The organism is Brevibacillus sp. NRRL NRS-603 (assembly GCF_003013445.1).
Lineage (GTDB): Bacteria > Bacillota > Bacilli > Brevibacillales > Brevibacillaceae > Brevibacillus > Brevibacillus formosus.
In genome coordinates this window covers 132,108-154,110 of sequence record NZ_PXZN01000008.1, presented here as the reverse complement: position 1 = coordinate 154,110, position 22,003 = coordinate 132,108, and the positions used below count along the sequence as shown (strand labels likewise).

The following is a 22,003-nucleotide window of genomic DNA, read 5'->3' as shown; positions in this document are numbered from 1 at the left end:
TGTTTGAAAATGAAATCGTTGGTAACCAGTACATTCATTGTCATACTCGGACTTGTGAGCGCTGTCATTATTGGCTTCGGTCCAGATTCCCTGATGGAAAACAGAGGATACGACGAAGAACAGGTAGGTCTGTCCAATCAAATTATCATCAAGTTCAGCCACGTGATCGCGGAAAATACGCCGAAGGGTCTGACTATCGAACGCTTTTCCCAGCTCGTGAAGGAAAAGACAAACGGACGTGTAGAGGTACAAGTCTTTCCCAACAGTATCCTTCACACCGAGAAAACCGAGATGACTGCTTTGCAAAACGGTGAAATCCAGATGATTGCCCCTGCATTCTCCTATCTGTCGAACACGATTCCCGAGTGGGCTGTCCTTGATCTGCCTTATCTGTTTCGATCGCAGGAGGACGTCGAGACCGTATTCAATGGAGAAATCGGCCAAATACTATTTGATAAGCTTGAAGATTCCGACATGAAAGGGCTGGCCTTTTGGGCAAGCGGCTTTAAGCAAGTGACAGCCAATCGCCCGTTGATCATGCCTTCCGATTTTGTTGGCCAACGCTTGCGCATCATTCCTGGCGACGTGATCGAAGCTCAGTTTCGCACGCTCCAGGCAATCCCTGTAGGCTCTTCCTTCAATGAATTATACAGCATGCTGGCTGCCGGAAAAGTAGACGGCGAAGAAAATACGATCTCTAATGTGTACACCAAACGGCTCTACCACGTACAAAAGCACATGACAATCAGCAATCACAGCTATCTGGGCTACGCCGTCGTGATTAATAAAACGTTTTGGAACAACCTCCCCGCCGATATTCAGCAGGCCATATCGGAAGCGATGCAGGAAGCAACAGCGTACAATAATCAATTGGCTGTCTCGATGAATGACAAACAGCTGCGCTTGCTCCAAGAAAATAGGGGGATGCACATCCACGTACAGACAGCAGAAGAACGTGCGGCCTGGATCGAAGCGTTGCAGCCAGTATACGATCAATTCGCTCCGAGTATCGGAGAGCCCTTGATGCAGAAAATCAGAGAGCTCCACCAACGCCGGTGAAGCTCTCACGCAATCTCCTCGCTTTGCTCCTTGCGCATCGGCAAAATGAGTGTAAAAACAGATCCCTCTGGCGTGCTTTCTGCGAGAAGAAGATCTCCGCCAAGAGCCTTCGCCATCATACGAGAATAGGACAGCCCCAAACCAAGTCCACGTACTTTGTCTTTTTTATTGCTTCCCCGGAAGAAACGCTCAAACACAAGTGGCTGTTCCTTTGCGGGTATTCCTGGTCCATCGTCCTTGACATCGATTCGTAAATCGGTATCCGTTTTGTAGAGTGTGAGCGCTATGTTCCCAGCCTCACCAACAGCCTGTTTCGCGTTGTTCAATAGATTAATCAAGATTTGCTGCACACGACCCGGATCGACATAGATCATCGTCTGCTTTTCCAGAACCCCAACGGTAAGCGTGACGTGACCCAGGTCGTGGACAATCTGCCATTGTGAGGCGATCTCGCGGATCAGCTTGTTCACGTTTTGCTCTTCCTGACAAACGGTGATCGCTCCTACGGCAAATGAATTGAAGTCTAGCAAATCCTCTACCATTTTTTGCAGACGCTTTGTTTCCTTCAAACAGATTTCCAAAAACTCCTTCTGTTCCTCACCGGAAACCACCTCGTCGTTAATTGCCTGGATCAATCCGCTAATCGACGTAACAGGGGTTTTCAGCTCGTGCGTCACCCCAGCCAAAAGCTCTGTTCGCATGCTTTCCAACTGCCGAAGACGGTCGGCCATTTCCGCAAACGTATGCACCAGCTCGTGAATTTCTTTTTCCTTGATCGTTTTATTGATCAAGACGTCGTAGTTTCCTTCTACGATCTGTCGTGCGGACATCACCACATTTTGAATCGGTTCAGACAGCTTCCGCGCATGAAAATAAATAACTGCCCAACCAAGCACACCCAAACTCCCCAGCATGACGACCAAATATTGAATTTCCTCTTTCCCTACCTTGATATCTGTTTCTGGGAAAAGCAAGATCACCTTGCCAATAATTTGGTCATTGAACTCTAAATTTTTCCTGATTACATACAGGGTCTCACCCGACGGATGCCTCACTTTATTCCGCTTATCTGCCTGCTCCAACAACTCAGGCGCTGCCTGCTGCAAAGGAGGCGGCAGCTTGGTTGGCCGACTGTATACGACCTCGCCTTTTACATCTTCAATGAACAAAATCAGGTTGCGATCAACGCCCATAAACTTGCGTCGGTTATCCAATACCTGGTGAAGCTTTTCCCCTACCAAAATATTTCCAACATCATCGACGACTCGATCAGCCACTTCCTCGGCAAACAGCCGCGTAACCTCGATCTGCTTTTCAATCGCAGCGTACTTGATCCAATAGGCAGAGACAGCCCCAATGATGAGCAGTCCGATCACGAGGGTGAGTAGATAGCGTGTAGTCCAATAGCGCAGCAGCGATACGGGCTCATTGTTTTTTATAAACACAGAATTGATACCCAACCCCTCTTTGCGTCTTGATCTCGCCTTCCTGAACTGGCCAATTCTCCAGCGTCTTTCTGACCCGCTTGATCGCCAGGTCTACAGCACGGTCACTCCCGCCATAGTCCATTCCCCATACTTGTTCGATCAATTGCTCGCGGGTAAAGGTTTGATTCGGATTTTGTGCCAGAAAAAGCAGCAAGGACAAATCGCGCGGGTGAAACGTCAGCTCGAGACCGTGCAGCGTCACATGATGGGACTGAAAGTTTATTTTTAAGCTTCCAAATAGTCGGGTTTCCTGATCTTTCACCAAAATAACAGAGCGGCGCAGCACCGCATTGACTCGTGCAACTACTTCATCTGCGACAAAAGGCTTCGTTATGTAGTCATCTGCCCCTTGATTGAGTCCTTTGAGCTTCTGGTCTGTTTGACCGAGCGCCGTCATCATAATGACAGGACAGGAGCTCTTTTCGCGAATGTACTGGAGAATCTCCCAGCCGTTGCGCTCAGGGAGCATGACATCCAACAGAACAAGATCCGGCTTTTTTTCGTCAAAAAGCTCCACTGCCTCGATTCCGTCGTTCGCTTGCCAGACCTCATACCCTGCCTTTTGCAAGTAAGCCTTCAGCACGCGCGATATCACCAGTTCATCTTCTACCAACAAAATGCTTTTCATATCTTCCCTACCTGATTTACAGACATATGATCATTCCTATTCGAGAATTCTCGCATGGTCTCTCTAATAGTCTACGTACTTCTATTCTATCAGTTTACAACCTTGTATTTAAATTTGGCTTTGATGTTTTTGGAAAATAGGAAAAAAGCCTTGCATCCTGTGAAAAGGAGCAAGGCTTTTTTTGTGAGAAACGTCCCCACTTTCGATCATTTTACACGTCAAAGTTGATGTCTTCGTCGCTAGCATCGCCTTCGAACTCATAAATCGTATCGTCAGTATCGCTGTCGATGATTTCACCTGTAATGTCGGCATCTTCGAAATCCTTGTCGTCCCAGATATCTTTGATGATATCTTCAACGAGAGCTTCTACATCGCCATCGTCATCCAGATCATCGAATTCATCTTGGTATTTATCCAGATTGATCTCGATTTCTACATCGACATCATCTTCATCGCCACTCAGGGAGATACTCCATTTGAGGTCTTTGTAGTCATCGTAATCAGAATTCAGATCATCTTCCAGATCATCCAAGGCATCCTGAATATCATCATCATCGTTGTTATTGTTTTTCTTGCTGTTTTTCAAATCAGAGATCTCTTTGTTCAGGCTATCGATGGTGTTTTGCAGGCTTCTGATTTGAGCATCACGTGCAGCCAACTCGTTTGCGTGCTGTGAGTTAGGCAAGTCTTTTACCGTAATGGTGTACTTCGCGCCATCCCATGCTACATCCTTGCTGAATACGCCAGCCATCATGCGAAGTGGAATGTACGTGGTTCCGTTTACGATGAATGGTTCGATTGTAGTTGGAACAGCTGCACCGTTATAGATAACTTTAATGTTGTTGTACTTAGCTTGCAGATTCTTCGTTCCAGTAGCCGCTTGAGAGCTCGTCGGAATAAGTGTGGTAGTCAGAATCAACGCTGAGGCAATCGCCAGATATTGCTTCTTGAACATAGAAAATCCTCCATTCTCCCGGTTGTCTGTTTCTTTCGTGTCACTATGTACATCTCCTACTTTACCTATTGTTCGTGTCGAGAGTATGTCAACAATTGATTTTTTCCTTTCCAATTTGAGGGGATTTCTATGACCAAAAGGACCAAAACAACCAATATGACCGTATCATTTTCAATTTTCCACACCATTTATACAATGCGAAGGAGAGGAATAAAGCGCTTTCAATTCTTGGAGGAGGAGTGGATTCGATGCGGATCAACTTTAAAAATCTGACCGTACAGGTCGTTATTGCCATCATTCTCGGTATCTTAGTTGGTCATTTTGCACCCAAATTCGGCGCAGAGCTGAAGGTGTTGGCCGATATTTTTGTCAAACTGATCAAAATGGTCATTCCGCCGATTGTCTTCTTTACTGTAGTGAATGGAATCGCCAGTATGGGAGACATGAAAAAGGTCGGTAAGATCGGCGGCAAAGCGCTGCTCTATTTTGAAATCGTTACCACAATCGCATTGGCGATCGGACTGTTGGTGGTCAACCTGATCAAGCCTGGAGTAGGCTTTGACAAAACGGGACTGACCAGCGGGGACGTTTCCAAGTACACGGAGGCTGCTGCCCAGAGTAACAACGGCTTTATTGATTTTATTGTGAAGATCATCCCGGAAAACGTCGTCGGTGCTATGGCAAATGGCGAGCTGTTGCCGATTCTGTTCTTCGCTGTCCTGTTTGGTCTCTCACTCGCTGCCATGGGGCAAGCGTCCCAGCCTGTCATCAAGCTGTTTGACAAGCTGACACACGGATTTTTTGGCGTCGTCAACATGATCATGAAGGTTTCCCCATTAGCTGCATTTGGCGCGATGGCGTACACGATTGGCAAATTCGGCATCGGGTCGCTGACCAGACTGGGCCTTTTGATGACGGCTGTCTATATCACGATGTTTTTGTTCATTATTCTCGTCCTGGGCGGGATCGCGCGCTACTACAAGTTCAGCATCTTCTCATTTATCAAATACATTCGGGAGGAAATCCTGCTCGTGCTCGGAACCTCCTCCTCAGAGTCCGCTCTTCCGCGAATGATGGATCGGCTGGAGAAATACGGCTGTTCCAAATCCGTTGTCGGTCTGGTCGTACCGACGGGCTACTCGTTTAACCTGGATGGCACCTCGATCTATTTATCCATGGCTGCCATTTTTATCGCCCAGGCATATGGCATCGAGCTCAGCTTCTGGGAACAGGTCACCCTTTTAGGAATCCTGATGATCACGTCAAAAGGGGCTGCTGGTGTCACAGGTTCTGGTTTCATTACACTCGCCGCTACCTTGGCAGCCTTCCCTGTCATTCCGGTCGAAGGCATTGCCCTCTTGCTCGGCGTTGATCGCTTCATGTCAGAAGCTCGTGCCATCACGAATCTGATCGGAAATGGCGTAGCTGCCGTGGTCATAGCCAAGCATGAAAATGAGTTCCATCCGGGACGTGTCCAGCAATCAGATGAAACTGCCAGCGAGTCGGACGACGAGTCAAAAGCAAAACCGATCATGGCCTAGTCCCTATAAAAAAGAGGTTCTCCTATTCCCGAGAGAACCTCTTTTTGCTTTAGTCATTTGGCCATGTTTTACGAAGCTCAACCTCAAATTGGCGCAGGTGATTAATTCGCTTCTGTGCTGCCTGATACTCCTCCTGCCAGCCCTCTTTCTCGCGCTCTCTGATCAGCTCCGCCTTTTTCTCCAGCTCCCTTACCTCATTGCGCAATGCGATCACGATGTCCAATAGCTCATCCATATCCATGGACCGCATGTCTTGAATAAAGATCCATTCCGCTTCTGTTAATCGATACTGTTTGTTCGCCATGTTTCATCATCCTTAAAATAACCTCTATCGAAGCCCACTCATGGAGGAGCGGCCACGTTTTAGAGGAAAGTTGATATTCGCGTTCGTTTATAAGTGTGTCAATTTTTAATAAAAATGTTTCATTTTAAAGAAAAATGACGTCATCTCGTGTATAATGGTTGTTGTAGGTATGAATGTCGACAATAATCCGCACAACGGGGGGATTATTACTAAAATATCACCGGGATGGATATAATTCCAAATAATTATTGACGACTTGTTGCCTCACTGGTAAAAAAGAGCAGCTATCTAAGCAAATACAGTGTTTTGCGCGAAGGAGGATCTTACATGTTCTCGATCAGAGAATCCGATTTACCAGGAATCGGCAGGAAGTACCAGGTCGAAACCAGAAGTGGCGACAAGCTGGTAATCGTCATTCACGATGACGGCCGCCGTGAAATGTACCACTTTGACCGTGATGATATGGACGAAACGATCTCCATGGTTACCCTTGATGATGATGAGGCGAGACAAATTGCTGCCATCGTAGGCGGATTGACGTACAAACCATCTGCACTGGAAACAGTCGAGGTTGCGTTAGACAAACTCATGATCGAATGGTACAAGATTGAATCGAAAGCTCCTGCCATCGGCAAGACGATTGGGGAACTCAACATTCGTCAAGAAACAGGTGCTACCATCATCGCTGTTATTGAAAAAGACCACAAACAAACGATTAATCCCGGCCCCGAGTATATCCTTTGTACAGGATCTACATTGGTCGTTGCAGGTGAACGGAAGCAGGTGAAGGCTCTCAAGACTATTCTCAGCAACGGAGGTGAGTGATATTGGAGCACATCGTTTTTGAAGTCGGTCTTGCCCTCGCACTCATAGCAATGGCGGGGTTCCTCTCTATGAAGTTAAAATTCTCCATCGTACCCTTCTACATTCTCGTCGGGATGATCGTGGGTCCACACGCTCCCGACATCGGTTTGTTCGATCTCCGCTTTATTGAAAGCGCCCCGCTCATCGAATTTATGGGCAGAATTGGCGTACTCTTCCTGTTGTTTTACCTCGGACTTGAATTTTCAGTAGGCCGCCTGATCAAGGCTGGTCGATCTATTGCCGTTGGCGGTACCATTTACATCATCATCAACTTTACCCTCGGCCTCTTGTTTGGTTGGGCCGCTGGATTCCCACTCAAAGAAGTTTTGATTATCGCCGGTATTACCACTATTTCCTCCAGCGCCATTGTGGCAAAAGTACTGGTGGATCTCAAACGTACAGCAAATCGCGAAACAGAGATGATCTTGGGGATCATCATGTTCGAAGACATATTCTTGGCCGTCTATATCTCGATCGTGTCCGGCTTGGTGCTAAGCGGTGCAACTTCCCTTGCTGGCGTACTCTCATCCGCTTTGATTGCACTCGGCTACATGCTCCTCCTCATTATCGTAGGCCGCAAGCTCGTTCCTTTCCTGAATCGGGCATTGAACATCAAATCAAACGAAGTATTTATGATTACAGTGTTTGCCGCTCTGTTTCTGATTGCGGGTTTTTCCGAAACGATCCATGTTGCCGAAGCCATCGGAGCATTGCTCGTAGGTCTCGTCCTGGCAGAAACACAACACATGAAGCGCATCGAGCACCTTATCCTGCCGTTTCGTGACTTCTTCGGAGCCATGTTCTTCTTCAGCTTTGGTTTGACAATTGATCCATTGTCATTAGGTGGAGCCGTATGGTTGTCCATTGGTGCAGTTGCCCTCACCCTTTTCGGTAACGTCGTCGCGGGGCTTTTGGCTGGGCGGAGTGCCGGATTGTCTCCCAAGGCTTCTACCAATATCGGACTGACCATCGTATCTCGCGGTGAGTTCTCCATCATCATGGCTAATCTCGGAAAAGCGGGCGCACTCATGGAAATTTTGCAACCATTTGCGGCTCTTTACGTTTTGATTCTCGCTATTTTAGGTCCATTGCTGACCAAGGAATCCAAGCATATTTACAAGTTGCTCAATGCTGTGTTTCGTCTGGATCGAAAGACACCCGTCAAAGAACCAGCAAACAAAGCAGACGCTGGATAATCAGAGAAGTATGACTACCGACAGCAATATGCCTGCTGTCGGTTTTTCTATTTGATTGCAGACAACATGTTCTCCATGACTTCTTCACTCATCGGGCCGATGTATTTATTCTGGACCACACCGTTGGAATCAATAATGTAGGTGGTCGGAATCGAAATGGCTTTATACACATTCGCCACTTCTTTATCGGGATCGAGCAAGATCGGGAAGGTGATGCCATACAGCTTCACGAAATCCGCTACCGCTTCCGGGCTCGATTCCGTATCGGTCAGATTGACCCCGAGAATAACTACGCCTTTTTCCTTGTTCTCTTCGTAGTAACGCTGCATATCCGGCATTTCTGCACGGCAAGGAGGACACCATGTCGCCCACAGATTGAGAATGACTTTTTTCCCCCGTAAATCAGACAGCTTGACCGTATCGCCACCTATCTGCTGGAGTTCAAAATCTGGAGCGGTATTTCCTTTTTCAATTCCAATCTGCCCGTTGCCTTGCTCGCCAGATGAAGCGGTGGGCTCCTGCCTGTTCAAGATTTCCGCATCGAAAATACCCCATCCCAAAAGCCCCAAGAGTACGACAATCGCCCAAACATTATGCTGCTTCTTCATCGGTCGTTCCCCCTATCGGCTTCAATCGTCTGGACAAAAAGAGCAACAAGAGAGCGAATGCATAGTACATGAGCTGATCGCCGGAAAGTCCTGCAAACACAGCTTCTCGATTCGGTACAAAAAAGTGCACATAGACTTGGCTAATGGCAAACCACATTACGGGTGCAAGCCAAGTCGCCAAATGAATGAGTCCTTCCTTTGCCCGATGCAGCCACCAAAGAAAGAAGGCGCATATGACGACCTGCTGTATGTGATACCACATGCTGCTTTGTTCTAACATGATCGTAAGCAGTTGGTAAACGCTAGTTGCAGCAAGAAAGCCTGTCGCCATTCCCAAAGCGACGAAATGAACCGGAATCGCTTTTTTGCGTACCGTCTTGGTGAGGTAGACGGCAACTGCCACGACTGCCAGCATGGCTCCGTTTTCTCCCCCGGAAAAGTAAAGAATGGTTGAGGGATTCTCCACCGCTTTCGAAAAATAAAACAGGACGTAGCTGAACTTCCAAACGAGAAATGCCAGCACCAGTGCATTACTCAACAGCTCAATAACCGCTGATTTCATTTCTCTGTTATTTTTAAGCTGAGCGGATACAGCCACAAAGCCGAGCGAAAGCGAAACAATGACCGCCAGCATGCTCATTTTCAATAAAAAGGGGCCTATTTGAAAAGCATCCGACATTTTCGTTTCCTCCTTTAGGAAAATGCCTTACTCTAGGGAAGACAAGTATTCAAACAACTATCACCATATCAGGAAATGGGGAATAAAGGAATGCTCACGAATATTTCTACTTTGCAGGAGCGCTATGCCCTTGCTTTTTCTACGCGAACGGAGCATCCACAAGTACGCGTATATCGTGATGAATCGGTCCCGGACATGTATAGCCATAATTATACAGAAGTAATGTCGGTGCCCACTCAAGACTGGATACAAGCTTACATCGAGCAAGAGCTTCGACATGCCAAAGAGCAGCAGCTCAGCCACTTGAAGCTGGAATTGCACCCGTCGCTACCTTTTTCAGAAGAGTTAGTGTCTTTCGCCAACCAGCTTGGGTTTGAAGTGAATACGATGCTGTACATGCTCGCTCCGCTGGAGGTTGCCGATAAACTCGCGCCGAATCCACAATGCTCCGTTTTACGAGGAGATTCTACTGACGTCATGGAAGCAGGCATTCGCTGCCTTACTGCTTATGATTCTGTTATGATCAATCCTGATTTTGCTGTTCGTAAGGCGAATCGGAAAAGAGAAGTTTATGAAACCGGTGAGATCATCCCGTATGTGTGCTTTGTCGATCAGGAGCCCGTCGGCGCATGTGAATGGCATCTTCACAAGGAGCTCGTTCGTATGGAGGAATTTTTTATACTGGATGCCTGGCAGCGTAGAGGACTCGGTACGGAAATGATTCGAGTCATGATGCAGGACGCCAAAAATCTCGGCGCCACCCATATGTACTTGACGACCTATGCAGATGATACGCCGCAGGAAATGTACAGAAAGCTCGGCTTTCAAGAGGTCGGGAGGCATTTGGAAATGATCTGGCGAAAGAGCTAGAAAAAAGCTCCCACCAAGTAGCTTAGTGGGAGCCATCCAATTTTTGCGTTGATCTACTCTTTTATTATGGTAAGCAGCGCTTCGGCCTCCCGATCTCTTCGGTCGGTTTCGCCATTTTTGGTCCATTGTAAAAAGCGGTCGTCCAAAAGCTCTGCCAAGATTGCCCGTTTATCCGCTTCGCTCACCGCCAGCGAGAGTACTCGTCTTCTCATGCTGCCGAGAAAAAGCGTGTAGTCCTCGTATTCCGGTCCCACCCACTCCTCGAGCTGGCGGCGCATTTTCTTCGCCAGTCCCGGGTTGTTTCCACCCGTAGAGATCGCAATCTGCAAGTCTCCACGTGCAACGACAGATGGAACGGTAAAGGAACAGAGGTCTGGGCGATCAACGATATTGATCCACTGATGCGGACGGCACGCTTCGTATACAGCCAGATTGACGGCGGGATCACTCGTCGCCGCGATGATGAGCACTGCCTCTTCAACGTCCTGTGGGGTAAAAGGGCGCAGTGCTACCATCAGCTGCTTAGCGTGTTCCCATTCAAGGATGGTTGCCGTACAGGAGGGACTCACTACGGTGACATCCGCACCAGCAGCAAGCAGACTGCCGATTTTCCGCTCGGCTACCTGTCCGCCACCGACCACCAGGCAACGCTTGTTTTGTAGATTGACCATCATGGCATAGTGCGTCATCAGCGTTCCCTTCCCCTCGGCTTTCTATTGTTGTACTTGCTCTATTCCAAGCGTAGCTTCAAACCAGTTGATTTTCTCACGCATCTTCACGACATCACCGACCAGAATGATAGCTGGATTCGTGATGTGACTGTTTTGGGCCAAACGTTCCTCAATATCAGCCAAGGTACCCGTTACCACCGCTTGCTGCGGGAGTGTTCCCCAAGAGATGACGGCTACTGGCGTATGCGGATCGCGTCCGTGCTTGATTAACTGGGTGCGGATCAACGGCAGATTGGCTACACCCATGTAAAAGGCAACCGTGTCGATGCCATTTGCGAGAGCGCTCCATTTTTCTACCGCCAGCTCTGGCTTGTCTTCGCGCAAATGTCCCGTCACGACAGCGAATGACGATCCGTGATCACGGTGTGTCACCGGAATACCTGCGTACGCCGAGGCTGCAATTCCAGCTGTTACTCCCGGGACGATTTCAAAGGCGATTCCTCGCTCAGCCAAATGCTGCGCTTCTTCTCCCGCACGGCCAAACACACAAGGATCGCCGCCTTTTAGCCGTACGACGACTTTTCCTTCCAGCGCTTTTTCCGCTAACAGCTCGTTAATCGATTCCTGTCTCATCGTGTGATGATCCGGCAGCTTGCCGCAGTAGATGCGTTCTGCCGTCTGTGGCGCATACTCCAGCAGCGCTGGATTTGCCAGACGATCATACACAACCACCTCTGCCTTTTGCAGACATTCCATTCCTTTTACGGTAATCAGCTTTGGATCGCCAGGGCCAGCTCCTACGAGATAGACTTTCCCCGCGCCGCTCATCGGTCACTTACTCCTGCTGATGCAAATGTCGCCATCTCACGAACCATCCGTGTCGCTGCTTCCACGATTGGAAACGCCAATGCTGCTCCACTTCCTTCGCCCAGTCGCAAATTCAGGCTAAGCAGTGGCTCCTTGCCTAATGCCTGCAGGACAAAATCATGCCCTGGCTCCTCAGAACGGTGACCCGCGATCAAGTAATCAGCAACGAGTGGCTCCATTCGAACAGCAAGCAAAGCCGCTACCGTAGCGATAAAGCCGTCCAGCAGCACAGGGACACGGCGAGAGGCTGCTCCCATGATCGCCCCTGCCATTGCTCCAATTTCCAGTCCGCCGACTTTTGCCAAAACGTCCAACGGATTGGTTGCATCCGGGCGATGCAAGGCGAGTGCTTCACGAACAACTGCCTTTTTTCGCTGCCAGCCTGCATCATCCAGCCCTGTTCCCCGTCCGACGATTTGCTCAGGATCAGCTCCGGTTAAGGCCGACAGGATCGCACTGCTCGCTGTCGTGTTGCCAATGCCCACTTCACCGACGATCAAGACTTTGGCGCCTTCCCCGATCATCACTTCAGCCATCTCGAGGCCAACTTCGATGGAGCGCTGCGCTTCGTCTGCGGTCATCGCAGCTTCTTTCAGCATATTGCCTGAGCCTGCTCTGATTCGCTTATTATAAACACCCGGTGCTTCGACCTCGACCGCTACACCGACATCTACGATTTTTTGAATGGCTCCGATCTGTCTGGCAAAGACGTTGACTCCAGCTCCGCCATGAATCATATTCAGCACCATCTGCGCTGTCACTTCCTGCGGATAGGCAGAGACACCTTCCCGTGCCACACCGTGATCGGCCGCAAAAACAAGCACGCCCGGCGGTGTCACAACAGGCATTGTCTCACCTGTCATCCCAGCCAGCTCAATAGCCAATTGCTCCAAGCGACCAAGGCTGCCAAGCGGTTTGGTTAACTGATCCACATGCTGTCTCGTTTGCTCACTTGCTTCCTGATTTCGTGGCTCAATCGCCGGATAAATGACTGACATTACACCTGCACCTCTTTTTCTTGAAAAGCCTTCATGTACTCTTCGATCGTATCCAACTTCACATGGCGGCGAACGGTATCCGCCAACAGATCGTACCCCTGCTCTCGTAGAGCCACAAAAGATGGGCGATCGGTGATGGGGGGGAGACCTTTTTTCTCACGGATGGCATTCAGCAACAGTGTGCGGAAGTGGTCATTGTGGAACAGGCCATGAAAATACGTGCCGATCAACTGCCGCTCCTCCTGACAATAGCCCTCTGTACGCCCCTCCATCTGGATAAAAGGAAAATCATTTCGCGAATAAGCGGATTGCCCCATGTGAATTTCGTAGCCTTCCACCGACAGCTTTTCCTTCGCGAAAACAGCTTCTCCGCGGGACAAAACGGTCGTTTTCTTCTGCTCCATCGTCGTGATCATCGGGATGAGACTCAGCCCATCAAGCTGCTGCAACGGAGACTCGACCCCAGCCGGATCATGAATGGCTTCTCCCAGCATTTGATAGCCGCCGCACAATCCGACGATATACGTCTTCCCTTTATGATGAAGGTCATTGACCGCCGCGGCAAGACCTGTCTCTCGCAAGAACTGCAAATCCTCGAGTGTATTCTTGCTGCCCGGCAAGACAATCAGGTCAGGTTCACCCAGCTCTTCCAAACGTGTCACAAAGCGCATCCGGCAATCCGGCTCTACAAAAAACGGGTCCACATCTGTAAAGTTGGAAATTCGCGGGTAGCGCAAAACCGCAATGTCAATCTCACGCGGTGTCTCACGCTGACCTTGATAGCGATGCAAAATCAACGAATCCTCCGCATCGATCCACAAGTCTGGAATAAATGGCACGACACCAAGGACAGGCTTGCCCGTATACTCCTCGAACCAGTCCAGCCCCGGCTGCAAAAGTGTCAAATCACCGCGAAAACGATTGATAATGACGCCGATCACGCGGTCCCGATCTTCGGGCTCGAGCAGCTGGAGGGTACCGACCAAGCTGGCAAACACACCCCCACGCTCGATGTCTGCCACCAAAATGACGGGCGCGTTCGTGAGACGAGCGACCCGCATATTGACGAGCTCGCGGTCATTTAGATTGACCTCTGCCGGACTGCCAGCCCCTTCGATGACGACCCGCTCATAGGTGCTGGCAAGTCGTTGATACGCTTCCTCAATGACACGCAAGCCCTCGTCATAAAATTCCGTCCGATAGGCAAAAGCCTTCATGTTACCGTATGGCTCGCCGTTGACGACAATTTGCGATTCGGAATCTCGCGTCGGCTTGATCAAAATGGGGTTCATGTCAGTCGTTGCCAGAATCCCCGCTGCCTCTGCCTGAACGCCCTGTGCCCGCCCGATTTCTTTTCCATCCAGCGTGACGTAGGAATTCAGGGCCATATTTTGCGATTTGAATGGAGCTGTCTTGTAGCCATCTTGGGCAAAAATCCGGCACAGCGCTGTTGCAATCGCACTTTTTCCTGCATCCGAGCTGGTACCTTGCACCATCAACGGGAGGGCTTTAGGCACGAGCGGCCACCTCCGCGCATCGGTTCAGCCAACGCTCAACCAGTTCGGGATTGGAGCCGAAATGCAGGTGAGTATAGCCTGCGACCAGATTATCCTTGGCATAGCCCTCCGGCTTCGTGCCGCGAAGTCCTTTTGTTTCGTAGGCTGTCGGCAATTGTTGATCCGAGGCATACGTAGAGTAGTGGAATTCATGCCCCTTTGCCTGTTCTTCGGTGCCGAGCAAGAAATTGCCTTCCTTGCCGCGCACTTCCCGATAGCCAAGCGCTGCGAGCTTTTTCTGCATGGTCACCTTTCCCGGGATGAGCTCCACCATTGGATAGCTGTCGCCCTCTGTCGTCACGATTGCCTCTGTCAAAAACATGTAGCCGCCGCACTCAGCCAAGGTAGGCAAGCCTTTTGTGATCGCAGATCGGATCGATTGTTTTACTGCTTCATTTTGCGACAGCTCTGCTGCAAATTCCTCCGGGAAGCCTCCCCCGATGTACAATCCGTCCGCATCCTCAGGCACTCCCTCTCCGGCTAACGGAGAAAAGAACGCGAGCTTCGCGCCATATGCTTCGAGCAGCTCCAAATTTTCCGGATAGTAAAAATGAAAAGCAGGGTCCTTCGCTACAGCAATAGTGACATTGGCAGATGCTTTTCGCGGAGCAAACAGGGTAGGTTCCGCTTGCAGCGGCTCTGCCTTTGCCAGTTCCCAGATTTGCTCCAAATCGACTGTCTGTGCAATCAGATCAGCCAGCTTTTCAAACAAAGGAGTCAACTCTCCACGCTCGACAGATGGCACCAATCCGAGATGACGTTCCGGTATTTCCAGCTCGTTTTCCCGCTTCAGGTAGCCCACGACCGGAATCCCGCATTCCTGCTCGATCGCTGCCTTCACGATTTTGTGATGCCCTTCACTGCCGACCTTGTTCGCGATGACACCGACGATTCTCGCCTGTGGATTAAGCAATTGAAAGCCTTTGACAATCGCAGCCGCACTGCGCGCCATGCTCTGACAATTGACCACCAACAAAACCGGAGAGCCAGTCAGGATGCTAATTTCTGCCGTACTGCCTTTATCGCTGGTCGCTTCCTTGCCATCGTACATGCCCATGACACCCTCGATAATCGAGATGTCCGCACCCTCGCTGCCGCGGACAAAGATCTCCTTCACGATCTCGTGCTCCAGCATAAAGCTGTCCAGATTGCGTGAGGCTCTGCCCGTCACAGCCGTATGATACGTAGGATCGATGTAGTCAGGTCCGCACTTGAAGCCCTGAACGGTATGCCCTTTTCTTTTCAGAGCAGCCATCAGTCCGATGGTAACGGTTGTCTTACCCGCTCCGCTGCCTGTTCCGGCAATCACAATACGGCGGCTATCCGTCATGCGCGCTCCTCCTCGTGATAGGGCATCAATCCGACCGAAATGGTGGTATTGCCCGACTTCTTCTTGGTCAAAACGAGTTCGCCCACGCCAGCGTACAGCTTCGCGGCAGGCTCACTCACTCCGTACGCTCCCGTGAACTTGAAGACGGTATCAGACGGATCGCTGATTTCGACCTTGTTTAATTCTTCCGGCGAATACCAGACGAACGGCCAGCCGTATTTTTCGCAAACGGCGATGAGACCCGCTTCATCCTTTTTCAGCTCGATGGTCGCCAGCGCTTTAACACTTTTAATCGAAAATTGCAGTTCATCCAGCGTTTCCTTGATGACTGCCTCGATCTCCTCTGCGGAGGTTCCTCGGTTGCAGCCCATCCCGAGCACGATTACCTTCGGACGATAAAGGACGCCATTGTCCAAAATCGATTGTTCCTCCGGTGTAAGCAGGCGATGAGAAACGACGAGAGCAGCTTGCGGCTGATCGGCTCTGGCCTCAGCGATTGTTGCGTATTCCTTGATGGACGGCGGCATCGGTGTGTCATGCATCCACCAGTCGCGTTCACCGGATTCATTGATGACGGCTACGCGCTCCTCATTTACAACAGAAGCACTGACAGGGGTCAGCTTTTCAGCGGAATCCCACTCCCAGCCAAAACGTCTACCGAATAGATCGACCGGAATCGTCTTTTGTACATCAGATGCTGTGGTGATAATCGGACGAGCACCCATGACAGCCGCTACCTCGCGAGCCAGCTCATTGGCACCGCCTAAATGACCGGACAGCACACTGATGACATTCTCCCCACGGTCATCGACGACGACGACACCCGGGTCTTTCTTTTTGTCTTCGAGCAAAGGTGCGATCATCCGAATAACCGCACCCAGTGAAATAATGATGATTAAACCTTTATAAGCAGGCCAGAGAGCGGGAAACAGCATCCGTACACTGTTGGAAAACAGCTGGATGCCGCGCGCTTCCTCATCTCCGTGCTCGAACTTGCTCATGTAGTACAGATCTGTCCCAGGGAATTTCTGTGCCAGGTCCCGCGCCATCTCTACCCCGTGCTTCGTGATTGCGACGATCGCATAGTCTCCGCGCTGCTCGATAACAGGAATTTCTCCCTCGATCAGTTCGATGATCTTCATTATTCCTTCACACCTTTTCTGAACCCGTGTGTAAAGGTTTTATCGTACAGCTTGGAACGGTACTGCTCGCTCTTGTCGTGGATATTCGGGTCCAGAGCCCAGCCAGCCAAAATCATCGCGTGCTTGCGAATGCCGTTTTTGCCCATGTCCTCGTCCAAATTTTTCAGCGTAGTACGAACGATCAATTGATCCGGCCAGCTTGCACGTTGTACGACGGCTACTGGGGTATCCTCGCTCCAACCAGCTTCGATCAGCTCACGGACTACCTTTTTCGTCAAAGTCGCACTAAGGTACAGAGCCAACGTGCAATGATGCTCAGCGAGCGCACACAGCTTTTCTCTTTCTGGTACCGGTGTGCGACCTTCCGCACGGGTGAGGATAATCGTCTGTGTCAGATCAGGAATCGTCAGCTCGGCGCCTACTGCTGCCGCTGCCGCAAATACCGAGCTCACACCTGGAACGATTTCTACCTCGATGCCTTTTTCTTTTAATAGGGCGATCTGTTCCATGATCGCGCCATAAATGGACGGATCACCTGTATGCAGACGTACGACTGTTTTTCCACTGCTAATCCGTTCTACCAATTGTTCTACCATTTCTTCCAATGCCATACCCGAGCTTTGCAGTACTTCTGCATTCGGATTACCGAGCGCAACCAACTCCTCGTTCACGAGAGAGTCGGTATACATAATGACGTCTGCCTTTTGCAGCAGCTTCAAGCCTTTTACCGTAATCAAATCAGGGTCGCCGGGACCCGCTCCTACTATGTACAGTTTCATTACTTTTTCACCACCATCAGTGTAAGATAGCTAAGCTCTGCCCGCTCCAGTTCACGCATATCGGTCCAAACCATTTCCTCGGAGGAAGTGACCTTGGTCGCTACCGCTGCCTTTTCAGCCAGCCCCATTTCTTTCAGCAAGCCAATGATCATTGGCAGTACTTTCGCTACCTTCAGGAACACGACGGTATCGTGGTTCTCAAGCGCTTTGCGCATGGCTTCCTTGTCTTCTGTTGCCGGGATGATGCCGATCTGCTCGTCGCCATCCGCCAGTGGCAGATTAAAGCGGGAAGCTGCTCCCAGAAACGAAGAGACCCCTGGTACGGTCACGATTGGCACTTCCGGGTGCTCCTCGTGCATGACGCGCATCATATGGATAAACGTGCTGTAAAACATCGGATCGCCTTCCGTTACAAAAGCGACATCCTTGCCTTCAGACAGGCGCTCCCAGACGATCTCCACTGTGTTGTTCCACTCGCGCTCCAAAATCTCTTTGTCCCGCGTCATCGGGAATACGAGTCCGAGCATTTCCTTGTCTGGTGACTGCACGTACAGCTCTGCGATTTGATGCGCGTAGCTCTTGCTGCCCATCCGTTTTTTCGGGTACGCAACCACTGGCGATTGCTGCAATAGACGAAATGCTTTGACGGTAATCAATTCAGGGTCGCCGGGACCTACGCCCAGTCCGTACAATGTTCCGATCTTAGTCACTTGCTGTCTCCTCCTTGTTCTTCTGCCTGCTTGGCCCAGGCCGTAATGATGTAGATCGGATTCAATGCTTCAAAACGCGTCAGAGACAAAATCGGCTTGCTCCGCGATAGCTGCGCCAGTGTCACCGATGTCTCGAATCCTTCCTGCGCGAATGCTTGTGTCGCTTCGTACAATGTCTCAATGGTCGCTGCGTTCACCACAATCCGGCCATTCGGGCGCAGTCGTGTGCAGCAGATGTTCAACAGCTCGCGCAATTCTCCACCACTGCCGCCGATAAATACGGCATCCGGGTCGGGGAACTCATCCAAGCCTTGTGGGGCACGTGCGCCCACCACTGTTAAATCCGTGCGAAACTTCGCCATGTTCTGGCGGCAGTTTTCCAGATCGTCCGCGTTCTTCTCTACGCCATACACTTCACCCTCACGCGCAATTCGTGCCGCTTCAATGGCGACAGAGCCTGTGCAGGTGCCGATGTCCCAGACGATGCTTTTCGCATGCAGTTGCAGTTGCGCAATGCTTAAAATGCGCACTTCTTTTTTCGTAATGAGTCCCTTGTCCGGCTTGCGCTGGGAAAACTCCTCGTCTGCGATTCCAAACGGCCATACCGGGTTTGGACGGCGTTTTTTCAAAATCACGACATTCAGATCAGAGAAGATTCCATCTGCCATTTCCTCAAGGGAATACCAGCCTGTCCGCTCTTCCGCGCTACCCAGATTCTCCGCCACGAACGCATCGTACTCGGTCATTTGGAACGAAAGGAGATAGCGGGCGATCGCTGCTGGCGAGTTTTCCCGATCCGTCAACAGTGCGACCTTTTCCTTCCCGTCGATCCTCTGTGCCAGACCTTTGATACTGCGTCCGTGCACACTAGCCAGTGTCGCATCCTGCCATGCTTCGCCCATTTTGGCAAAGGCGAGCTGGATGGAGCTTAGGTGCGGGTAAATCTCCACGTTCAGTTTTTTCGCAAGTAAGCCGCCAATTCCGTAAAAGAGCGGGTCGCCTGACGCCAGAATGACCGTCTTGCGCGTCTCCGTACGCAGCTCCTCCACCATGGCAGTCAGACCACCCTTCAGTACACGCTTTTCCCCTGTATACTCCGGGAAAAAGCTGAGGTGCCGCTCTCCTCCAACCAACAGTTCACTTTCCTCTATCCAAGTCCGGTACAACGGCAGCAGGCTCTGCTGTCCATCATCCCCGATTCCAATTACTTTCATCGCCTGTGTCATTGATCGTCACCCTTCCCAATAGGGACCCTTTCATTGTGATGATAATGGTTTCGACCTCGATGCCGCCGCCCACTTCCTTTAATGCAGCGCGACAGCAGTTTTCGCACATGATCTCGAAAAAGGCGGGCGTGTCCACCATCATATCGCCTACCTGCGAAGCGGTGTTAGCTCCCAAAATTTCGTCAATACGCTCCTGCGAAGCTCCTGCATCTGCTGCCATTTGAGCGAGGAAGCCGAAATCGACGGGTGCGCTTTTGGAATGAACCATCATGACGCCCTGCGCTACCTTGGAAAACTTGCCCATCATCCCGACCAAGGTCACTTTGCGCATACCCTTGTTCTTGCACTGCTTGAGGGAAAAGCCGACGAAATCGCCCATTTCCACGAATGCTTCTTCCGACAGCTCAGGATAAGTAGCGACCCCGTAGGATTCACTCTTTCCGCCTGTCGACAGCACAATATGATCGCAGCCGGCTTCCTTTGCGACGTTGACCGCTTGCGCCACACTCGCCTTGTAAGCAGAAGTGGAAAACGGCACCACGATTCCACGCGTCCCCAATATGGAGATGCCGCCGAGTATGCCGAGTCGTCCATTCAATGTTTTTTTGGCGATTTCCTCGCCCGCAGGCACGGAGATGACGATTTTGACCCCACGCTGGGTCCCGTACTCATCCAGAACAGCCTGCGCGGTTTCCCTGATCATTTTACGCGGGACGGGATTGATCGCTGCCTCGCCAATCGGAACGGGCAACCCTGGCTTGGTCACCCGTCCCACTCCGAGTCCGCCATCCAAAATAATGCCGGGCTCATCCGACCATTCCACGGTTGAGAGAATAAGGGCACCGTGTGTCGCGTCTGGATCGTCTCCCCCATCTTTGATCGTGCTTGCGGTCGCCTTCTCCAATGAAAACTCACAGCTCTCCATCTGAAAGGTGACGTCCTCACCGATTGGCAGGCGAATCGTCGCTTGGCTTTGCTCTTCCTGAGTAATCAGCGCGATCAAAGCAGCCTTGGTCGTCGCCGTTGCGCATGATCCAGTCGTATATCCGTGGCGGAGGGGCTTTGCCTCTTTTTCGTCCGTTGCTGCTTTGGCTGCCATCTTATTAGCCCAACCGTTCCGCCATGATCGAAATGGCATTCAATGCTGCTACTGTTACTGGACTTCCGCCTTTGCGTCCCATGTTTGTGATGAATGGGATATCGAGCTTCGCCAGCTCTTCCTTGGATTCTGCCGCAGATACAAAGCCAACTGGCATCCCGATCACCAGACCTGGCTTTGCTTCGCCTTCCTTCACCATGCGGATCAGCTCCAGGAGTGCCGTAGGTGCGTTTCCGATGCAAAAGATTCCGCCATCCGCTTCCTTGATTGCTTTGCGCATGGAAATGATCGCACGGGTCGTATTCAGGCGCTTCGCCTCTTCCATCACATCGCGGTCAGAGATGTACACCTTCACTTGTCCGCCGAATTTTTCAATGCGGTTTTTGCTGATGCCGACTTGCACCATCTGTACATCTGCTACGACGATTTTGCCGCTACGGATCGCTTCGATTCCCGATTTTACTGCGTCCGGGTGGAAAACAAGGCTGCGTCCAAGATCAAAGTCTGCGGATGCGTGAATGACGCGTTGTACTACTGGATATTGTTCTTCCGTAAAAGAATGCTCGCCCAGCTCATCTGTAATGATTTGAAAGCTCAAGTCCTCAATCTCTTGCGGTTGTACGGTCATCGGTTTAAATTCCGTTTTGAAATCCATGGTTAGTTTCCTCCAGTCACTTGTTTGAGTTCGCCCAGCACGCTGGCGTAATCCGAAAACTTCGTTCCATAATCGATCTTTGGACGACCGATGACGATTGTTTCGATGCCCATTTCCAGTGCCGCTTCCACCTTTTCGTCAAAAGCGCCTACCTTGCCGCTCTCCTTGGTAATCATCAGCGTGACACCATAATGATCGTAGAGCGCTTTGTTCAGCTCCTTGGAAAAAGGACCTTGCATCGCGACAATGTTTTTTTGCTCGACACCGAGCTCTTCGCATTTCTGCATATTGTCAAGACGCGGCAGCATGCGTGCTACCAGGGTCGTGTCCGGCAAGCCCAACAGCCGATCCGTGAACGTTTTCAGCGTTTTGCTGCCTGTCGTCAGCATGATGACGCCGCGCTTTTCTGCCGCCAGCTCAGCCGCCTGGACGTAGTCTTCTACCACAATCAGCTTTTCACTGCCCGGTGAGGAGAGGCTTTCCCGCTCGTAACGAATGTAGGGGACTCCCGCGCCCTGCGCTCCTGCCATGGCGTTTTTGGAGGCTTCCTCTGCGAAGGGATGACTCGCGTCGACCACGCATTGGACCGCTCTGTCTTGGATCAGCTGCTGGATATCGTCGGCAGTCAGGCGTCCGACCTGGACAGGAACACCTGCTTCCTCCATACTTTTCGCAGCATTGTCAGTGACGACCGTCGTCAACAGCTCGTAGCCCTTGTTCTTGATTTGCAAAGCCAACTCGCGTGCGTCGCTCGTTCCAGCCAGTACCAGAATCATGCT

General features: G+C 50.8%; 23 protein-coding genes. 5 read left to right on the top strand and 18 right to left on the bottom strand.

What is annotated here, in order from left to right:
• Positions 1-9: 9 nt before the first annotated feature.
• Positions 10-1,059, top strand: coding sequence for a DctP family TRAP transporter solute-binding subunit (locus tag C7R94_RS04170; protein ID WP_106778592.1), 1,050 nt, complete (start codon positions 10-12; stop codon positions 1,057-1,059).
• Between the two features lie 5 nt (positions 1,060-1,064).
• Here C7R94_RS04170 and C7R94_RS04165 read toward each other — a convergent pair whose 3' ends face one another.
• The 3 genes from C7R94_RS04165 to C7R94_RS04155 all read right to left on the bottom strand — a co-directional run bounded on the left by C7R94_RS04165 (position 1,065) and on the right by C7R94_RS04155 (position 4,129).
• Positions 1,065-2,519, bottom strand: coding sequence for a HAMP domain-containing sensor histidine kinase (locus C7R94_RS04165; protein WP_106778591.1), 1,455 nt, complete (start codon positions 2,517-2,519; stop codon positions 1,065-1,067).
• Positions 2,485-3,174 carry a response regulator transcription factor gene (locus C7R94_RS04160; RefSeq protein ID WP_047070526.1) on the bottom strand — a complete coding sequence of 230 codons (690 nt, stop codon included), beginning with the start codon at positions 3,172-3,174 and terminating at the stop codon, positions 2,485-2,487. The genes C7R94_RS04165 and C7R94_RS04160 overlap by 35 nt, the downstream gene beginning before the upstream one ends.
• Positions 3,175-3,385: 211 nt before the next feature.
• Positions 3,386-4,129, bottom strand: a complete 744-nt coding sequence (locus C7R94_RS04155) for a stalk domain-containing protein (RefSeq protein WP_106778590.1) — start codon at positions 4,127-4,129, stop codon at positions 3,386-3,388.
• A 248-nt stretch (positions 4,130-4,377) separates the two neighbouring features.
• On the opposite strand from C7R94_RS04155, the gene C7R94_RS04150 reads away from it, so the two are divergent.
• Positions 4,378-5,670: a dicarboxylate/amino acid:cation symporter gene (locus C7R94_RS04150; RefSeq protein WP_106778589.1), complete on the top strand. Its 1,293-nt coding sequence runs from the start codon at positions 4,378-4,380 to the stop codon at positions 5,668-5,670.
• A gap of 49 nt (positions 5,671-5,719) precedes the next feature.
• Here C7R94_RS04150 and C7R94_RS04145 read toward each other — a convergent pair whose 3' ends face one another.
• Positions 5,720-5,974 carry a hypothetical protein gene (locus C7R94_RS04145; protein WP_047070523.1) on the bottom strand — a complete coding sequence of 85 codons (255 nt, stop codon included), beginning with the start codon at positions 5,972-5,974 and terminating at the stop codon, positions 5,720-5,722.
• Between the two features lie 327 nt (positions 5,975-6,301).
• Here C7R94_RS04145 and C7R94_RS04140 point away from each other — a divergent pair, with 327 nt between their 5' ends.
• Both C7R94_RS04140 and C7R94_RS04135 read left to right on the top strand, forming a co-directional pair.
• Complete coding sequence (locus tag C7R94_RS04140) at positions 6,302-6,799, top strand: cation:proton antiporter regulatory subunit (protein WP_106778588.1); 498 nt, start codon at positions 6,302-6,304, stop codon at positions 6,797-6,799.
• Between the two features lie 2 nt (positions 6,800-6,801).
• On the top strand, positions 6,802-8,034 hold the full coding sequence (locus tag C7R94_RS04135; protein WP_106778587.1) for a cation:proton antiporter: 1,233 nt from the start codon (positions 6,802-6,804) through the stop codon (positions 8,032-8,034).
• Positions 8,035-8,081: 47 nt separating this feature from the next.
• On the opposite strand, the gene C7R94_RS04130 is transcribed toward C7R94_RS04135, so the two are convergent.
• Positions 8,082-8,642 carry a peroxiredoxin family protein gene (locus tag C7R94_RS04130; protein ID WP_106778586.1) on the bottom strand — a complete coding sequence of 187 codons (561 nt, stop codon included), beginning with the start codon at positions 8,640-8,642 and terminating at the stop codon, positions 8,082-8,084.
• Positions 8,626-9,321, bottom strand: coding sequence for a hypothetical protein (locus C7R94_RS04125; RefSeq protein WP_106778585.1), 696 nt, complete (start codon positions 9,319-9,321; stop codon positions 8,626-8,628). The genes C7R94_RS04130 and C7R94_RS04125 overlap by 17 nt, the downstream gene beginning before the upstream one ends.
• Positions 9,322-9,411: 90 nt before the next feature.
• Here C7R94_RS04125 and C7R94_RS04120 point away from each other — a divergent pair, with 90 nt between their 5' ends.
• Entirely contained in the window at positions 9,412-10,191 is a 780-nt protein-coding gene (locus C7R94_RS04120) for a GNAT family N-acetyltransferase (RefSeq protein WP_106778584.1), read from the top strand.
• A gap of 53 nt (positions 10,192-10,244) precedes the next feature.
• Here the strand turns inward: C7R94_RS04120 and C7R94_RS04115 are convergent, their stop codons facing one another.
• Genes C7R94_RS04115 through cobK form a run of 12 tightly spaced genes read right to left on the bottom strand, consistent with a single transcriptional unit; the run spans position 10,245 to position 22,000 of the window.
• Positions 10,245-10,880: a precorrin-2 dehydrogenase/sirohydrochlorin ferrochelatase family protein gene (locus C7R94_RS04115; protein WP_106778583.1), complete on the bottom strand. Its 636-nt coding sequence runs from the start codon at positions 10,878-10,880 to the stop codon at positions 10,245-10,247.
• 24 nt (positions 10,881-10,904) lie between these two features.
• Positions 10,905-11,690: a uroporphyrinogen-III C-methyltransferase gene (gene cobA, locus C7R94_RS04110; RefSeq protein WP_047070516.1), complete on the bottom strand. Its 786-nt coding sequence runs from the start codon at positions 11,688-11,690 to the stop codon at positions 10,905-10,907.
• Complete coding sequence (gene cobT, locus C7R94_RS04105) at positions 11,687-12,727, bottom strand: nicotinate-nucleotide--dimethylbenzimidazole phosphoribosyltransferase (protein ID WP_106778582.1); 1,041 nt, start codon at positions 12,725-12,727, stop codon at positions 11,687-11,689. The genes cobA and cobT overlap by 4 nt, the downstream gene beginning before the upstream one ends.
• Positions 12,727-14,244 (bottom strand): cobyric acid synthase, encoded by a 1,518-nt coding sequence (locus C7R94_RS04100; protein ID WP_106778581.1) that lies wholly within the window; start codon positions 14,242-14,244, stop codon positions 12,727-12,729. Before C7R94_RS04100 ends, cobT begins: the two co-directional genes overlap by 1 nt.
• Complete coding sequence (locus C7R94_RS04095; protein WP_106778580.1) at positions 14,237-15,613, bottom strand: cobyrinic acid a,c-diamide synthase CobB; 1,377 nt, start codon at positions 15,611-15,613, stop codon at positions 14,237-14,239. The genes C7R94_RS04100 and C7R94_RS04095 overlap by 8 nt, the downstream gene beginning before the upstream one ends.
• Positions 15,610-16,755, bottom strand: coding sequence for a cobalt-precorrin 5A hydrolase (locus tag C7R94_RS04090; protein ID WP_106778579.1), 1,146 nt, complete (start codon positions 16,753-16,755; stop codon positions 15,610-15,612). Before C7R94_RS04090 ends, C7R94_RS04095 begins: the two co-directional genes overlap by 4 nt.
• Positions 16,755-17,534: a precorrin-4 C(11)-methyltransferase gene (gene cobM / locus C7R94_RS04085; protein ID WP_106778578.1), complete on the bottom strand. Its 780-nt coding sequence runs from the start codon at positions 17,532-17,534 to the stop codon at positions 16,755-16,757. Before cobM ends, C7R94_RS04090 begins: the two co-directional genes overlap by 1 nt.
• Positions 17,534-18,244 (bottom strand): precorrin-2 C(20)-methyltransferase, encoded by a 711-nt coding sequence (cobI, locus tag C7R94_RS04080; RefSeq protein WP_047070510.1) that lies wholly within the window; start codon positions 18,242-18,244, stop codon positions 17,534-17,536. Before cobI ends, cobM begins: the two co-directional genes overlap by 1 nt.
• Positions 18,241-19,470 (bottom strand): precorrin-6y C5,15-methyltransferase (decarboxylating) subunit CbiE, encoded by a 1,230-nt coding sequence (gene cbiE / locus C7R94_RS04075; protein ID WP_106778577.1) that lies wholly within the window; start codon positions 19,468-19,470, stop codon positions 18,241-18,243. Before cbiE ends, cobI begins: the two co-directional genes overlap by 4 nt.
• On the bottom strand, positions 19,433-20,569 hold the full coding sequence (locus C7R94_RS04070; RefSeq protein WP_047070508.1) for a cobalt-precorrin-5B (C(1))-methyltransferase: 1,137 nt from the start codon (positions 20,567-20,569) through the stop codon (positions 19,433-19,435). The genes cbiE and C7R94_RS04070 overlap by 38 nt, the downstream gene beginning before the upstream one ends.
• Before the next feature lie 4 nt (positions 20,570-20,573).
• Complete coding sequence (locus C7R94_RS04065) at positions 20,574-21,224, bottom strand: precorrin-8X methylmutase (RefSeq protein ID WP_106655678.1); 651 nt, start codon at positions 21,222-21,224, stop codon at positions 20,574-20,576.
• 2 nt (positions 21,225-21,226) lie between these two features.
• On the bottom strand, positions 21,227-22,000 hold the full coding sequence (gene cobK, locus C7R94_RS04060) for a precorrin-6A reductase (protein WP_106778576.1): 774 nt from the start codon (positions 21,998-22,000) through the stop codon (positions 21,227-21,229).
• Between the last annotated feature and the right edge of the window lie 3 nt (positions 22,001-22,003).